At 73.3% G+C, this 15120-nt stretch carries 10 protein-coding genes; 1 reads left to right on the top strand and 9 read right to left on the bottom strand.

What is annotated here, in order from left to right:
- Positions 1-28: 28 nt before the first annotated feature.
- From serA to ACSNN9_RS08225, 5 genes are all read right to left on the bottom strand, one after another.
- Positions 29-1627 carry a phosphoglycerate dehydrogenase gene (serA, locus tag ACSNN9_RS08205; protein ID WP_358084620.1) on the bottom strand — a complete coding sequence of 533 codons (1599 nt, stop codon included), beginning with the start codon at positions 1625-1627 and terminating at the stop codon, positions 29-31.
- A gap of 431 nt (positions 1628-2058) precedes the next feature.
- Positions 2059-3072, bottom strand: coding sequence for a ketol-acid reductoisomerase (ilvC, locus tag ACSNN9_RS08210; protein WP_436672256.1), 1014 nt, complete (start codon positions 3070-3072; stop codon positions 2059-2061).
- A 131-nt stretch (positions 3073-3203) separates the two neighbouring features.
- Positions 3204-3719, bottom strand: coding sequence for an acetolactate synthase small subunit (gene ilvN / locus ACSNN9_RS08215; RefSeq protein WP_210837033.1), 516 nt, complete (start codon positions 3717-3719; stop codon positions 3204-3206).
- Positions 3719-5605 carry an acetolactate synthase large subunit gene (locus tag ACSNN9_RS08220; protein ID WP_436672257.1) on the bottom strand — a complete coding sequence of 629 codons (1887 nt, stop codon included), beginning with the start codon at positions 5603-5605 and terminating at the stop codon, positions 3719-3721. The genes ilvN and ACSNN9_RS08220 overlap by 1 nt, the downstream gene beginning before the upstream one ends.
- 268 nt (positions 5606-5873) lie before the next feature.
- Positions 5874-8216, bottom strand: a complete 2343-nt coding sequence (locus ACSNN9_RS08225; RefSeq protein ID WP_436672259.1) for a putative bifunctional diguanylate cyclase/phosphodiesterase — start codon at positions 8214-8216, stop codon at positions 5874-5876.
- A 110-nt stretch (positions 8217-8326) separates the two neighbouring features.
- On the opposite strand from ACSNN9_RS08225, the gene ilvD reads away from it, so the two are divergent.
- A complete protein-coding gene (gene ilvD / locus ACSNN9_RS08230; protein WP_436672261.1) occupies positions 8327-10174 on the top strand; it encodes a dihydroxy-acid dehydratase in 1848 nt (615 codons plus the stop codon).
- A 235-nt stretch (positions 10175-10409) separates the two neighbouring features.
- Here ilvD and ACSNN9_RS08235 read toward each other — a convergent pair whose 3' ends face one another.
- The 4 genes from ACSNN9_RS08235 to ACSNN9_RS08250 all read right to left on the bottom strand — a co-directional run bounded on the left by ACSNN9_RS08235 (position 10410) and on the right by ACSNN9_RS08250 (position 15075).
- Positions 10410-10544 carry a hypothetical protein gene (locus tag ACSNN9_RS08235; protein ID WP_436672262.1) on the bottom strand — a complete coding sequence of 45 codons (135 nt, stop codon included), beginning with the start codon at positions 10542-10544 and terminating at the stop codon, positions 10410-10412.
- Positions 10545-10608: 64 nt separating this feature from the next.
- On the bottom strand, positions 10609-13122 hold the full coding sequence (locus ACSNN9_RS08240) for a glycoside hydrolase family 2 protein (RefSeq protein WP_436672263.1): 2514 nt from the start codon (positions 13120-13122) through the stop codon (positions 10609-10611).
- Entirely contained in the window at positions 13119-14006 is an 888-nt protein-coding gene (locus ACSNN9_RS08245) for a carbohydrate ABC transporter permease (RefSeq protein WP_436672264.1), read from the bottom strand. The genes ACSNN9_RS08240 and ACSNN9_RS08245 overlap by 4 nt, the downstream gene beginning before the upstream one ends.
- Positions 14007-14058: 52 nt before the next feature.
- Positions 14059-15075 (bottom strand): carbohydrate ABC transporter permease, encoded by a 1017-nt coding sequence (locus tag ACSNN9_RS08250; RefSeq protein ID WP_436672265.1) that lies wholly within the window; start codon positions 15073-15075, stop codon positions 14059-14061.
- Positions 15076-15120 lie beyond the last annotated feature (45 nt).

The following is a 15120-nucleotide window of genomic DNA, read 5'->3' on the forward strand; positions in this document are numbered from 1 at the left end:
GCCGGGCCCCCGCTGTCGCGCGCTCGGGTCACTCGTCGCGCAGGTCCGCCGCGCTGGCCGCGACCGCGCCGATCGAGTCCGCCGCCGAGGTGAGCAGGTCGGCGCCGAGCGCCTGGTCGACCGTGAGGGTCATCAGGGTCTCGCCACCGGCCTCGCGGCGGGCCACCTGCATCGCCGCGATGTTGACGCCGGCCTCGCCGAGCAGCGTGCCGACCGTGCCGACCACGCCCGGGCGGTCGGCGTAGCGCAGGAAGACCAGGATGCCCTCCGCGCCGATCTCCACGTCGAAGCCGTCGACCTCGGTCAGCTTGATGACGTCGCGACCGCCGGCGGTGGTCACCGTGCCGGAGACGCTGACCGTACGGCCGTCGGGCAGCGCGCCGCGGACGGTGACCAGGTTGGGGTGGTCGACCGAGTCGGCCTGGGCGACCAGCGTGACCTCGACGCCGCGCTCGGCGGCCAGGTGCGGGGCGTTGACGTAGGTGACCTGCTCCTCGACCACCGAGCTGAACAGCCCCTTGGTGGCGGCGAGCTTCAGCACCGACACGTCGTGGTTGACGATCTCGCCGCGCACCTCGACGGTGACGCTGGCGGCGACGCCGCCCGCGACGGCGGTGAAGGCCCGGCCGAGCTTCTCGGCCAGCGGCAGCAGCGGCCGCACGTCCTCGGCGACCACGCCGCCGGCCTGCACGTTCACGGCGTCCGGCACGAACTCGCCCTGCAACGCCAGCTTCACGCTCTTGGCCACGGCCAGGCCGGCCTTGTCCTGCGCCTCGCCCGTGGAGGCGCCCAGGTGCGGGGTGGCGACCACGTTGTCGAAGGCGAACAGCGGCGAGGAGGTGCAGGGCTCCTTGGCGTAGACGTCCACGCCCGCGCCGGCCACCCGGCCCTCGGCGATCGCGTCCGCCAGGGCCTGCTCGTCGACCAGCCCGCCCCGGGCGGCGTTGACGATCCGGACGCCCGGCTTGACGACGGCCAGCTCCTTCTCACCGATCAGGCCGACGGTCTCCGGGGTCTTCGGCAGGTGGATCGAGATGAAGTCGCTCTCCCGCAGCAGCTCCTCCAGGCCCACCAGGCGGACGCCGAGCTGGGCGGCGCGGGCCGGCTGGATGTAGGGGTCGTACGCGATCAGCCGGGTGCCGAAGGCGGCGATCCGCTGGGCGAAGAGCACGCCGATGCGGCCGAGGCCGACCACGCCGACGGTCTTGCCCTGGATCTCGACGCCGGTGTACTTCGACCGCTTCCACTCCCCCGCCTTCAGCGCGGCGCTGGCGCTGGCGGTGTTGCGGGCCACGGCGAGCAGCAGCGCGAGCGCCTGCTCGGCGGCGGAGACGATGTTCGAGGTGGGGGCGTTGACGACCATGACGCCCCGCGCGGTGGCGGCCGGCACCTCGACGTTGTCCAGACCCACGCCCGCCCGGGCGACGACCTTCAGCCGGGGCGCGGCGGCGATCGCCTCGGCGTCGATCTGGGTGGCGCTGCGCACGATGACGGCGTCGGCCTCGGAGAGCGCCGAGAGCAGGGCCGGACGGTCGGTGCCGTCGACGTGACGGACGTCGAAGTCGTGGGCGAGCACCTCGATGGCGGCGGGTGCGAGTTCTTCGGCGATCAGTACGACAGGAGTCATTGGTCCTCGTAGTTGTCGTCAGAGCGGTGGGCCGGGCTGCGGGACGCCGCGCTGCGCCCTGCGCTGATCCGGGCCATGGCCGTCAGGTGCCGGCTACGCACCTACCCCGCGATCGTAGGGGCCCGGCCGGCCGGCATGTCCCAGACCGTGGGGTGAGTGCCCTCACAACGGGTGACGACCCGCCGGTGAACGGCGCACGACGGGACGCCCGCGCCGGGCGGGGCGACGCGGGACGGTCCGGCTCCGGGGTGCCGGCTCCGGCGCGGGGCGGGGCGGCTCCGGCTGGCGCGGCCGGCTGCTGCTCGGGGCGGCCGGGCCGTGCGCACCGGCGCGGCGGGCGGCGGTAAGGGACGTCGGTGGTGGTGCGCAGAGGAGGCGGCCCGGTCCGGGCACCGGGGAGAGCGCCCGGGCCGGGCCGCCGGGGGTGTGTCTCAGGCGGTCTCGGTGATCGGGCGGTCGACCCAGCTCATCATGCCGCGCAGCTTGCGGCCGGTCTCCTCGATCGGGTGCGCCGCGCCCTCGGCCTGCCACTTGCTGAAGTTGGGCCGGCCGGCCTCGTCCTCGGCCACCCACTCGCGGGCGAACTCGCCGGACTGGACCTCGCTGAGGATCTTGCGCATCTCCTCCTTGACCCGGGCGTCGACGACGCGCGGGCCACGGGAGAGGTCGCCGTACTCGGCCGTGTCGGAGATGCTGTAGCGCATCTTCGCGATGCCGCCCTCGTACATGAGGTCGACGATCAGCTTCAGCTCGTGCAGGCACTCGAAGTAGGCCACCTCGGGGGCGTAGCCCGCCTCGGTGAGCACCTCGAAGCCGGTCTGCACGAGCGCCGCCGCGCCGCCGCAGAGCACCGCCTGCTCGCCGAAGAGGTCGGTCTCGGTCTCCTCGGTGAAGGTGGTCCGGATGACGCCGGCCCGGGTGCCGCCGATGCCCTTGGCGTACGACAGGGCCAGCGCGAGGGCGCTGCCGCTGGCGTCCTGCTCGACGGCGACCAGGCAGGGCACGCCCTTGCCGTCGGCGTACTGACGGCGCACCAGGTGGCCCGGGCCCTTCGGCGCGACCATCGCCACGTCGACGTCGGCCGGGGGCTTGATCAGGCCGTAGCGGATGTTGAAGCCGTGGCCGAAGAAGAGCGCCTTGCCCGGAGCCAGGTTCGGCGCGATCGACTCGGCGTAGATGGTGCGCTGGGCGGTGTCCGGCGCGAGGATCATGATGACGTCGGCCTCGGCCGCCGCCTCGGCCGACGTGCGGACCCGCAGGCCCTGCTCCTCGGCCTTGGCCCGGCTCTTGGAGCCCTCGGGCAGACCGATCACCACGTCGACCCCGGAGTCGCGCAGCGACAGCGCGTGGGCGTGGCCCTGGCTGCCGTAGCCGATCACCGCGACCTTGCGGCCCTGGATCAGGCCCAGGTCGGCATCGTCGTCGTAGTACACCTCAACGCTCATGGTCTCCCTTTCGTACGGCGGCCCGGGCGGCCCGTCGTGGATCTGTGCGGTGTCGGTCCCAGGCGGCGCGACGCGCCGGCACTGGTCGGGCGGGTCCCGGCCGGCGCGTGGGGGCGCCGGCCGGGTCGGGGTCAGGCGGCCCGGAGCGAGGGCCCGGCGGTGATGGAGCGCGAGCCGCGCCCGATCGCCACCAGCCCGGACTGGACCATCTCCTTGATCCCGAAGGGTTCGAGGTCGCGCAGCAGCGCGTCGAGCTTGTCCGGGGTGCCGGTGGCCTCGACGGTCAGCGTGTCCGGAGCCACGTCGACCACCCGGGCCCGGAACAGGCCGACCGTCTCCAGCACCTGGGCCCGCGCCGCGCGGTCGGCGCGCACCTTGACCAGGAGCAGTTCCCGGGCGACCGAGACCTGCGGGTCCAGCTCGACGATCTTGAGCACGTTGACCAGCTTGTTGAGCTGCTTGGTGACCTGCTCCAGCGGGGACGACTCGGCGTTGACCACGATGGTGATCCGCGAGACGTCCGGGTTCTCCGTCTCCCCGACGGCGAGGCTGTCGATGTTGAAGCCGCGCCGGGAGAACAGCCCGGAGACCCGGGCCAGGACGCCCGGCTTGTTCTCCACCAGGACGCTCAGGGTGTGCATGGTCATCAGATGTCATCCTCGTCGAAGGCCGGGCGGACGCCCCGGGCGAACATGATCTCGTCGTTGCTGGTGCCGGCGGCGACCATCGGCCACACCATCGCGTCCTTGCCGACGACGAAGTCGATGACCACCGGGGCGTCCTCGATCGCCATCGCGGCGGCGATGGTCCGGTCGACGTCCTCGGCGTTCTCGCAGCGCAGCCCCACGCAGCCGAGCGCCTCGGCGAGCTTCACGAAGTCGGGGATGCGGTGCTTGTGGGTGCCGAGGTCGGTGTTGGAGTAGCGCTCCCCGTAGAACAGGGTCTGCCACTGCCGCACCATGCCGAGGTTGCCGTTGTTGATCACGGCGATCTTGACCGGGATGCCCTCCAGCGCGCAGGTGGCCAGCTCCTGGTTGGTCATCTGGAAGCAGCCGTCGCCGTCGACCGCCCACACCACCGTGTCGGGCTTGCCCACCTTGGCGCCCATCGCCGCCGGCACCGCGTAGCCCATGGTGCCGAGGCCGCCGGAGTTCAACCAGGTGTACGGCTTCTCGTAGGAGATGAACTGCGAGGCCCACATCTGGTGCTGGCCGACACCCGCCACGTAGATCGCGTCCGGGCCGACGAGTTCGCCGAGCCGCTTGATCACGTACTGCGGGGAGAGGGTGCCGTCGGCCGGCTCCTCGTAGCCCAGCGGGTACCGCTTGCGCAGGTCGTCGAGCTGGGTCCACCAGTCGGCGAGGTCGGCGCGCCGGCCGGCCGCCTGCTCGGTGGTCACCGCCGCGATCAGCTCGTCGATGACGTGCCGGGCGTCGCCGACGATCGGCACGTCCGCGTGCCGGTTCTTGCCGATCTCGGCCGGGTCGATGTCGGCGTGCACCACCGCCGCGTCCGGGGCGAACGAGTCCAGCTTGCCGGTGACCCGGTCGTCGAAGCGGGCGCCCAGGGCCACGATCAGGTCGGCCTTCTGCAGGCCGTAGACCGCGGAGACCGTGCCGTGCATGCCCGGCATGCCGAGGTGCTGCGGGTGCGAGTCGGGGAACGCGCCGAGCGCCATCAGCGTGGTGACCACCGGGATCCCGGTCAGCTCGGCCAGCTGGCGCAGCCCCTCCGTGGCGCCGGCCTTCAGCACGCCACCGCCGACGTAGAGCACCGGGCGGCGGGCGGTGGCCATCAGCCGGGCCGCCTCGCGGATCTGCTTGCCGTGCGGGTGCAGGGTCGGCCGGTAGCCGGGCAGGTCCAGCGTCGGCGGCCAGGTGAAGGTGGTGGGCGCCTGGAGGACGTCCTTGGGGATGTCGACCAGGACCGGCCCGGGCCGGCCCGTGGCGGCCAGGTGGAACGCCTCGGCCAGCACCCGGGGGATCTCCTCGGCCTCCTGCACCAGGAAGTTGTGCTTGGTGATCGGCAGGGTGATGCCCTGGATGTCCGCCTCCTGGAAGGCGTCCGTGCCGATCGAGGGCCGCGCGACCTGACCGGTGATGGCCACGATCGGCACCGAGTCCATGTACGCGTCGGCGATCGGGGTGACCAGGTTCGTCGCGCCGGGACCGGAGGTGGCCATGCAGACCCCCACCCGGCCGGTCGCCTGGGCGTAGCCCGTCGCCGCGTGCCCGGCGCCCTGCTCGTGGCGGACCAGGATGTGCCGGACCGTGGAGTCGTAGAGCGGGTCGTACGCGGGCAGGATGGCGCCCCCCGGGATGCCGAAGACGACGTCGACCCCGAGCGCCTCGAGGGACCGCACGAGCGAGCCGGCACCGCTGACCTGGGCCGGGGCGGGTGCGCGTACCCCCGGGACGGCCGGGTTGACCGCGTCGCGGGCGGCGCCGGCGTGCTCGGCGTCGTTCGCGGGCTCGGCGACCGTGCGGGCCCGCCGGGCGGAGTGGGCGAGTGTCTCTGGCGTGGGTCTCGTCATGGCGGTTCAGGCCTTCGGCTGGAGTGGGTGCGGCTGTTCGAGCGGGTGACGCGGGCGACGCCCGGCGTCGATGGGTCCGACGGCAACAAAAAAGCCCTCGTGCAGGATGCACGGGGCCAGCGCACTCTCGAGAGGGAGAGTGCGCTCAGGTAAGTACTCGCAGCGACCGGTACGACGACATGCGGCAAGCCTGACGCATCTCACGCGATGAGTCAACTGATCCCACATGTTGGTTCACGGACAGTCGGATTTCACCCGTCCGGGGCGCCTAGGAACCCCGCTCCACCTGCGCGGACCCCTGCTCGGAAGGGCGCGGGGCGGGCACCGTCGGCAGCCGGCGGGGCGGCGGCGACGCGGGCGCGCCGGCCGGGGGCGGCGCCGGGGCGGGCCGGGCCCCCGGAGACGTGGCGGCCTCCAGCATCGCCTCCAGGTGCTCGGCCGGCACGCCCCAGCCGAAGAGCGCCCCCTGGCCGAACCGGCAGCCGGCGGCGACCACGGCGGCCAGCTCGGTCGGCGTGGTCACCCCCTCGGCGATGACCTCCAAGCCGAGCTGGTGGCCGAGCCGCATGACGATGTCGACCATCGGCGCGAACGCCGGGCCGTCCCTGTCCGCCGGCCGCACCGGCTCGTGCTCCGCGACCAGCCCGTGGTCGATCTTCAGGATGTCGATCGGCAGGCGGCGCAGCTGGCCGAGCGAGGAGTAGCCGGCGCCGAAGTCGTCCAACGCGATCCGGACGCCGGTGGCCCGCAGCGCCGTCAGCCGCCGGATCAGCTCGTCGAGGTCCGTCGCGACGGCGTGCTCGGTGACCTCCAGCACCAGCCGCTGCGGCGGCACGCGGTGGGCGCGCAGCGCCTCGGCGACCTGGACCACGTACTCCGGGGCGTGCAGTTCGCGGGGGGACACGTTGACCGAGACCCAGACGTCGTGGCCGTCGGCCAGCCAGCGGGAGAGCTGGTGACACGCCTGGTGCAGCACCCAGGCGCCCAGCTTGGCGATCATCCCGCACTCCTCGGCCAGCGGGATGAACTCGTCCGGGCCGACGTTGCCCAGCACCGGGTGGCGCCAGCGCAGCAGCGCCTCCGCGCCGACCGGGCGCACCGAGGGCAGCGAGGCCACCGGCTGGAACGCCAGGCGCAGCTCGTCGCGCTCGATCGCGCCGCGCAGCTCGTGTTCCAGCGTGGTACGCCGGCGCAGCAGCTGGTCGTACGTGGCGTCGTAGCGCTCGATCCGGTTCTTGCCGCGCTGCTTGGCGTAGCGCAGCGCCAGGTCGGCGTGGCGCAGCAGCAGCTCCACGTCGGGCTCGCCGGCCCAGCCGGCCAGCCCGATGCTCACCGACAGGAAGACCGGCCCCGCCGGCTGGTCGTAGGCGCGCCCGAGCACGCCGAGCAGGCGCTCGGCCACCCGGTCCGCGTCGGCCGGGTGGCCGTGCATCAGCACCGCGAACTCGTCGCCGCCGAGCCGGGCCGCCACGTCACCGGGGCGCAGGTTGGCGCGCAGCCGCTCGCCCACCTCGGCCAACACCGCGTCGCCCACGTCGTGGCCGCGCATGTCGTTGACGTGCTTGAACCCGTCGAGGTCGAGCCCGAGCAGCACGCAGGGGGCGCCGGCCTCGGCGCACCGGTGCAGCGCCTGCAACAGCCCCCGCCGGTTGGCCAGCGCGGTCAGCTGGTCGGTGTGCGCCAGCTCACGGAAGTGCGATTCGCGCTCGGCCAGCCGCCGGGCGTAGCCGCGTACGTCGTGCAGCGTCAGGTACTGCCGGGCCACCAGGGCGAAGCCCTCCACGCTGCCGGCGACGATGCCGAGCGCGTCGAACCGGCCGTCCTGGAGCAGGTGGTACATCGCCGAGGCGGCCATGGCGAACATCGGGACGAACGCGTAGGCGCCGTCGCGGCGGATCAGGTCGAGGGCCGGCTGGGCCGTCGCGTCCAGCCGGCGGGCGGCCGACGCGGCGGCGACCAGGCCGGCGGCGAGCACCCCCGCCCCGACCAGCGCCACGCCCGGCCCGGCCTGGCAGAGCCCGGTGGCGATGCCGAGCCCGCCGCAGGTCACGGCCGTGGCCCCGGCGCCGAGCCGGGCGGCGCGACCGCGCGGCGACGGGGCGCGGAAGGCCACGATCAGGGCGAGCCCGGCGGTCAGGGCCGCGCTGACCGTGGCGAGCAGGATCGGCACGCAGGCCGCCGGGGTGGCGTCGCCGAGCAGCCGGGTGGGCTCGGAGAAGAGCACCCAGCCGACGAACCAGAACGCCGCCGCCATCACCAGGCCGTCGAGCGCCAGCCGGGCGGTGGCCGCCGCCGTGGCGGCCACGCCGGGCAGCCGGAGCAGCCCGGCGGAGAAGAGCAGCCCGCCGACCGCCGTGCCGATCGCCACGACGCCGGCCCAGCCGGTGCGCCGGTCCGGGGCGTGCCCCGCGTGCCCGGCGGTGGAGAGCGCCACGGCCACCCCGAGCAGCAGGGTGACCAGCACGACCCCGGACGCGGCGGCGAGCAGCGCGTACGCCTGCCGGTGGGGTCCGGCGCGACGCCGGGCGTCGACGGCCGACAGCGTGGTGGCCGCCGCGGCGACCAGCCCGCACAGCACCGCGACCGCGACCATGCCCGGGGGGAACTGCACGTCCCAACTGTGCCGGATGCGCGTTGGACGCGGGAGCCCGGGTGTGCATCCTTTGGGACACGGCGCGCACGGCGGCCGGCCGGCCCGGCGGCGGTGTCACACTGGTGGGCATGCCTGAGCTGCGGTCGAAGACCTCCACGCACGGTCGGACGATGGCCGGTGCCCGGGCCCTGTGGCGGGCCACCGGGATGACCGACGACGACTTCGGCAAGCCGATCGTCGCCATCGCCAACAGCTTCACCCAGTTCGTACCCGGTCACGTGCACCTCAAGGACATGGGCGGCCTGGTCGCCGACGCGGTGGCCGAGGCCGGCGGGGTGGGTCGCGAGTTCAACACCATCGCCGTGGACGACGGCATCGCCATGGGCCACGGCGGGATGCTCTACTCCCTGCCCAGCCGCGAGCTGATCGCCGACGCGGTGGAGTACATGGTCAACGCGCACTGCGCCGACGCCCTGGTCTGCATCTCCAACTGCGACAAGATCACCCCGGGCATGCTGCTGGCCGCCCTGCGGCTGAACATCCCGACCGTCTTCGTCTCCGGCGGGCCGATGGAGGCCGGCAAGACCGTGGCGATCGAGGGCGTCGTGCACTCCAAGATCGACCTGATCGACGCGATGATCGCCTCCTCCAACGAGGCCGTCACCGACGAACAGCTCGGCGAGATCGAGCGCTCGGCCTGCCCGACCTGCGGTTCCTGCTCCGGCATGTTCACCGCCAACTCGATGAACTGCCTCACCGAGGCGATCGGCCTGGCGCTGCCCGGCAACGGCTCGACGCTGGCGACCCACGCCGCGCGCCGCTCGCTCTTCGTCGAGGCCGGCCACACCGCCGTGGAGATCGCCAAGCGGTGGTACGACGGTGACGACGCCTCCGTGCTGCCGCGCGCCGTCGCCAGCCGGGCCGCGTTCGAGAACGCGGTCGCCCTGGACGTGGCGATGGGCGGCTCGACCAACACGATCCTGCACCTGCTCGCCGCCGCCCGCGAGGCCGAGCTGGACTTCGACGTCGCCGACATCGACGCCGTCTCCCGCCGGGTGCCCTGCCTGGCCAAGGTCGCGCCGAACTCCCCGCAGTACCACATGGAGGACGTGCACCGGGCCGGTGGCATCCCGGCCATCCTCGGCGAACTGGACCGGGCCGGCCTGCTCCACCGGGACGTGCACGCCGTGCACTCCCCCAGCCTGGAGCGCTGGCTCGCCGACTGGGACGTCCGGGGCGGTTCGGCGACGGCGGAGGCGGTCGAGCTGTTCCACGCCGCCCCGGGCGGGGTGCGCACCACCGAGCCGTTCTCCACCACCAACCGCTGGTCGTCGCTGGACACCGACGCGGCCGGGGGCTGCGTGCGGGACCTCGCCCACGCCTACAGCGCGGACGGCGGGCTGGCCATCCTGCACGGCAACCTGGCCCCGGAGGGCTGCGTGGTGAAGACCGCCGGGGTGCCCGAGGAGTGCCTGACCTTCCGGGGCCCGGCCAAGGTCTACGAGTCGCAGGACGACGCCGTCGAGGCGATCCTCAACAAGCGGATCGTCGCCGGCGACGTGGTGGTGATCCGCTACGAGGGGCCGAGGGGCGGCCCCGGTATGCAGGAGATGCTCTACCCGACCTCGTTCCTCAAGGGCCGGGGGCTGGGCCGGTCCTGCGCGCTGCTCACCGACGGCCGCTTCTCCGGCGGCACCTCCGGGCTCTCCATCGGGCACGTCTCACCGGAGGCGGCCTCCGGCGGGCTGATCGCCCTCGTCGAGTCCGGCGACGAGATCGTCATCGACATCCCGGCCCGGTCGATCGCGCTGAACGTGGCCCCCGACGTGCTGGAGGCCCGGCGGATCGCGCAGGAGAAGCGCGACAGGCCGTACACCCCGCTGGACCGGCAGCGGCCGGTGTCGGCGGCGCTGCGCGCGTACGCCTCGATGGCGACCTCGGCCAGCGACGGCGCCTACCGCCGCGTCCCCGAGTAGCCGCCGTGGCGCTTTCGCCAGTGCCCCGTCACGCAGCCTTGAACGGGCGATCCGTCCTCCCCGGGGCGGTGGTGGTCGCCGAGCGGTCCGCGGGCGAAGGGTCGTACGGACGCTTTCGAGCTGAGTCGTTTGTGACATCAGGGAGCGCGTCCGGGCCGCGCTGCGCCACCAGACTGCGATGAATCGTCTACGACATCAGCTCGACAGCGTTCTCCGTGTGCAGCGCCTCCACTCGTCAGCGGATGCGGGTGCCACGGGCCGCCGCGACACCGAGGGCCACCGCGACCGGGACCCGGCCGCGGTCGGCGACGAACCGGCGACGGGCGTCGGCGGCCACGGCCCGGACGCGGTCGCCGTGTGCGTCGGTCACGCGAGCGCCGCGGGCACCTGTTGCAGGGCGATGACCAACGCGATGCCGGCGGTGAAGCCCTCGATCAGGGGGACGGGGACGGGGAGGTAGTGGACGTACCGGCCGAGGCGGGCGAGGGCCAGCGCGATCGGTCGGTCACGATGTCGCTGACGTGGCGCAGGACGGGGCGGGTCGTCAGGGCCGCCGGGTCCAGCGGCGCGTCCGCCCGCACGGTGAAGGTGGCCGACTCGCCCGGCAGCAGGGTGACCAGCGCCTCGTCGACCTCGGCCGCCGGGTCCAGCCGGTCCGGGAAGAGGGTCACGTCGCGCAGCACCGTGCGGGCGGTGACCCGGACCCGGTGCCCGCCGTCGACCGGCTCGACCGACGCGTCGTAGCGGGCCGCCGGCCATTCCGCGTCGCGGTCCTCGGCGAAGAACCAGAGCGCCCGCTCCGCCGTCCCGCCCGCCTCCGCCACCAGCAGCTCGCGGCGGGCCTCCTCCGGCCGCGCCAGCTCCGCCGGCAGCGCCAGCTCGACCTTGGCGTACGCGGGGACGTCCAGCTCCAGCGTGGCCTTGGCCCGTGGCTCGCCGGCCAGCCTCAGCCGGGTCACCGAGGCGCTCGCCCGCCACGGGGCCGGCCCGTCGTTGACCGCGATCACGGCCAGGCCGCCCGCGCGGGGCTGAACGGTCAGCAGGCGGTCCGCGTACGCCCGGCGCAGCGCGTACCACAGCGGCTTGCGGCGGCCGTCGCCGTCGACGGCCGACCACGAGGTCACCGGCCAGCAGTCGTTGAGCTGCCAGACGATCGTGCCCGCGCAGACGTCCCGGTGGGAGCGGAAGTGCTCCACCGCGAGCTGGATGGCCCGCGCCTGGTTGAGCTGGGTCAGCCAGTGCCAGTCGTCGAAGTCCGCCGGCGCGGGCAGGTGGGCGTCGAGCCCCCGCCGGAGCTTGGCGTCGCCGTCGATCGCCTTCTGGTGGTGCGCCATCCCAGGCGAGTCGGGGGCCAGCGGCTCGTCCGACAGCGCCCGGCGCAGCGTCGCGTACGCGGGCGGGGCCTGGTAACCGAACTCGGCGACGAAGCGCGGCACGTACTCGCGGTACTTCGTGTAGTCGTCGGTGTTCCAGACGTCCCAGATGTGCGTGGTGCCGTGCGCCGGGTCGTTGGGGTGGAGCTCCTCGCTGCCCGACCACGGGCTGCCCGGCCAGTACGGCCGCGTCGGGTCCAGCTCCCCCACGATCCGGGGCAGCAGCTCCAGGTAGTAGCCGCGCCCCCAGGTGCGCCCCGCGAGGGGCTCCTGCCAGTCCCAGTCGTGCCAGCCCCAGATGTTCTCGTTGTTGCCGGTCCAGAGCACCAGCGACGGGTGCGGCGCCAGCCGCACCACCTGCTCGGCGGCTTCGGCGGCCACCTCGGCGCGGAACGGCTCCTCCTCCGGGTAGGCGGCGCAGGCGAAAAGGAAGTCCTGCTGCACCAGCAGGCCCAGCTCGTCGGCGAGGTCGTAGAAGTCGTCCGACTCGTACCGGCCGCCGCCCCAGACGCGCAGCAGGTTGACGTTCGCCCCGACGGCCTGGCGGAACCGGTGCGCCAGCCGGTCCCGGGTGATCCGGGTGGGGAACGCGTCGTCGGGGATCCAGTTCACCCCCCGCACGAAGACCGGCACGTCGTTGACGTGCAGGGCGAACGGCGTGCCGTGCGCGTCGGGGGCGGTGTCGAGGCGTACGGAGCGGAACCCGATCCGCCGGGACCAGGCGTCGAGCGGGCGCCCGTCGGCGTCGTGCAGCGCCACCTCCAGCGGGTGGCGGTGCTGCGCACCGTACCCCCGGGGCCACCAGAGCGCCGGGTCGCGGACGGTGAGGGTCAGCACGGCCGCGCGCTCCCCCGCCGGGACGATCGCCTCGGCCGCCGCGCCGGCGACGGTCGCCCGCACGGTGAGCGGCGCGTCCCCGGCCCGCTCGACCTCGACGTGCAGCTCCACCCGGCCGTCGCCGGCCTCGACGGTCACCAGGGGACGCACGACGGCCAGCCGGGCCGTGGACCAGGCGTGCAGCCCGATCTCCTGCCAGATGCCGGCGGTGACCAGCGTCGGCCCCCAGTCCCAGCCGAAGTTGCAGGCCATCTTGCGGATGAACGGGAACGGCTCCGGGTAGGCGTTCGGCCGGTCCCCGAGCCGGTCCCGCTGCGCCTCGGCGTAGCGGTAGGCGGAGTCGAGGCGTACGGCCAGGGTGTTGGACCCGGCGACCAGCAGCGACCGGACGTCGAAACGGTGCCCACGGTGCATGTTCTCGGCGCGGCCGACCTCGGCGCCGTTGAGGGTGAGCGTGGCGACGGTGTCCAGGCCGGCGCAGACCAGGTCGACCCGCTCGTCGTCGCCCGGCTGATGGTCGAAGGTGGTCTCGTAGACCCAGTCGGTCCGGCCGATCCAGGCCAGCCCCCGCTCGTTGTCGTCGAGGTACGGGTCACCGATCAGGCCGGCGGCGAGCAGGTCGGTGTGCACGCAGCCGGGGACGGTGGCCGGCACCGGGCGGCCCGCGATCGCCGGCGGCACCTGCGGCCCCGGTACCGCCCGCAGGCTCCAGCCCTCGTGCAACGCTTGCCGGGTCACGACTTCACCGCACCTTCCATGATTCCGCGGACGATCTGACGGCCGCCGACGAAGAGCATCACCAGCAGCGGGAGGGTGGCGACCAGGGCGCCGGCCAGCACCCGCCGGTACAGCACGTAGTTGCCGCTGGCGAGGTCGGACAGCGCGACCATCGAGGTCGGGTAGTCGGTGCCGCCGAGGGTGATCAGCGGCCACTGGAACTCGTTCCAGGTGGCGACGAACGTCAGCAGGCCGAGCACCGCCATGGCGGGCCGGACCGCCGGCACCACCACGCTCCAGAAGATCCGCATGGTGCTCGCGCCGTCCATCCGCGCGGCCTCGACCAGTTCGTCGGGCACCGCGTCGAGGATGAACTGCCGCATGTAGAAGACGCCGAACGCGCTGACCAGGCCGGGCACGATCACCGCGAGGAGGGTGCCGTTCCAGCCGCCCTCGCCGGGCATGCGGCCCATCAGGATGTAGAGCGCGACGACGCCGAGCTGGTTGGGCACCGTCATGGTCAGGACGACCATGACCATCAGCGCGTTGCGGCCCTTGAACCGCAGCTTGGCGAAGGCGAAGCCGGCCAGCGAGCAGAAGAAGAGCACCGACGCCGTCACCACCGACGACACGATCACGCTGTTGCCCAGCGACTGGAGGAAGAACACGTCCTGCATGGAGAAGACCTCCCGCAGGTTGGTGACCAGCTGCCCGCCGGGCAGCACCTGCGGCGGGATCTTCGCCAGCGCCTCGTCGGTGTTCGTGGCGATGACGAACATCCAGTAGAGCGGGAACGCCGAGAACGCGATCACGACGCTCAGGAACAGGTAGGTCCAGACGGTGCCGGGCAGGTGCTGCGGCGCCCGGCCCGTCAGCGCCGCCCGCCGGGAGTTCGGAACCTTCACCTGTGCCTCCCTTCGTTCGCGGCTGCGGGGCTCGCAAGCTCACTCCTCGCGCTCACCGCTTACCACCTCCCAGGCGGTTCGTGAGCAGGGCGTTGACCGCCGCGACGAGCAGGATGACCAGGAAGAGGGCCCAGGACATGGCGGCGGCGTAGCCGAGGTTCAGGTCCCGCCAGCCGACCTTGTAGATGAGCTGCGCGACGGTCTGCCACTGCCCGTCGTCGCCGCCGAGGCCCAGGGCCGGGTTGGCGTCGAAGAGCATCGGCTCGGTGAACAGTTGCAGGCCGCCGATGGTGGAGAGCACGACGGTGAAGATGACCACCGGCCGGATCATCGGGACGGTGATCCGCCACAGCTGGCGCCACGGTCCGGCCCCGTCGACGGCGGCGGCCTCGTAGACGTCGCGCGGGATGGACTGCATGGCGGCCAGGTAGAGCAGCGCGTTGTAGCCGATCCACTTCCAGTTGACCATGGTGGCGATGGCGATCCAGGAGGACCACTTGGCGGAGCGCCAGTCGATCGGCTCGGTCTCCCCGACGCCGAGCAGCGACAGCGCCCAGTTGGCGATGCCGGTGTCCCGGGCGAAGACCACGGAGAAGATCAGTGTGGAGGCGGTCACCGGGGTGATGTACGGCAGCAGCACCCCGACCCGGAACCACGTCTGGGCCCGCAGCTTCCGGTTCAGCAGCGACGCGACGATCAGCGCCAGCAGCAGTTGCGGCACGGTGGAGAGCAGGAAGATGCCGAAGGTGTTGGAGAGCGCGTTGAAGAAGTCGTCGTCGGTGAACAGGCGGCGGAAGTTCTCCAGCCCGGCCCAGCCGGTCAGCGTCGGGTCGTCGAGCCGCCAGTGGCGCAGCGCGACCACGCCGTTGAAGACGATCGGGAAGAGCCCGAAGACCGCGAAGAGCAGGAAGAACGGGGCGATCAGCAGGTACGGCGCGTAGCGCGTGTCGAAGCGGTGCAGCCGGGTGCGCCAGCGACCGGGCTCGTAGGGGCGGTTCCGGTGGCTGGCCGCCGCGCCGGAGTCCCGGCCGGGCCGGGGCGTCGCGGGGGCGGCGCGGGTGGTGGACATCGGGGGACCTCCAGGGACCGAAGGGGGACGGCCGGCCGGTCGGGC

The sequence above is a fragment of the Micromonospora sp. URMC 107 genome, from assembly GCF_051386315.1.
Lineage (GTDB): Bacteria > Actinomycetota > Actinomycetes > Mycobacteriales > Micromonosporaceae > Micromonospora.